We start from the raw sequence: 1,079 nt of genomic DNA on the forward strand, positions 1-1,079 counted from the left end.
ATAGCGACAATTTTTAACACCAACCTACTTAGCTGTTTTTGATTGTCAATTTAACCCAGGTAAACACAACCACAAATAAGAGAAACTGCACAAAGACAATACTCGGTCCAGAAGCCAGATTAAACAAGCCAGAAACCATCATTCCCGCGATACTACTGCTAGAGCCGACAACCACCGATAGAATCAGAAAACGGCTGAAATGGTGACTCATGAGTTTGGCTGTAGCAGCGGGAATCACTAAAAACGCATTGACAAGCAAAACACCAACAGCTTTAATCGCTACGGCTACAGCAAGGGAAAGCAAAATAACGAATCCATAGCGATAAAGTTGTACAGGTACTCCTTGTACTTGTGCAACATCGGGATTGAGAGTTAGTAATATTTGTTGTTGTAGCGTTGATAAGAGGAAAATACTACTAGAGATGAGTACCAGAAGTGTTAAAATTAAATCTGTGTTATCTATGGCTAAAATATCGCCAAATAACACACCCATTAAGTTACCGCGATATCCCTTAATAAAACTGGTGAGGATGACACCGATCGCTAATGATCCAGATAGAACTATACTGAGAACACTATCACTGGCTAAATCTGTTTTGTCAATCAAATAAAGAACAACAACCCCGAAAATTAAAGTAAAAGGTAGTAACATCCAAGTGGGATTAGTATTGAGTAACACGCCTAATGCTACACCTACTAAGGCTGCATGACCAACAGCATGACTAAAAAAAGATAATTGACGTAAAGTCACAAAACTACCTAATAAACCCCCTAATATTCCCATTAATACAGCACCAATAATGGCACGCTGCATAAAAGGAAACTGCAATAAATTCACGAAATCATGATAATTACCCATTACCCATGACCTATTACCTCACTTAATGATGATGTTCATAACGACTAAAACCAGGACCATAGGTAGCTAAGAGATTTTGCGGAGAAAGGGCTATTTCTGGTTTACCAGAACAAACAAGAGTTTGATTCAGACAGATGACGCGATCGCAATGACGGCTTACCATATCAATATCATGGGAAACTTGCAACACTGTCCAATTTTGTTCTCGTTTTAATTCATT

Annotated in this window: 1 protein-coding gene and 1 pseudogene; both read right to left on the bottom strand. The window is 38.6% G+C overall.

What is annotated here, in order from left to right; genetic code table 11:
- Positions 1-28: 28 nt before the first annotated feature.
- The gene (locus tag ACIR310F_RS0113330) at positions 29-814 is read right to left on the bottom strand and encodes a metal ABC transporter permease (protein WP_414534266.1); all 786 of its coding nucleotides are present in this window, start codon (positions 812-814) and stop codon (positions 29-31) included.
- 67 nt (positions 815-881) lie between these two features.
- Positions 882-1,079: pseudogene (locus ACIR310F_RS0113335) on the bottom strand (ABC transporter ATP-binding protein); the annotation flags it as partial.

It is taken from the genome of Dolichospermum circinale AWQC310F (genome assembly GCF_000426925.1).
GTDB classification, from domain to species: domain Bacteria; phylum Cyanobacteriota; class Cyanobacteriia; order Cyanobacteriales; family Nostocaceae; genus Dolichospermum; species Dolichospermum circinale.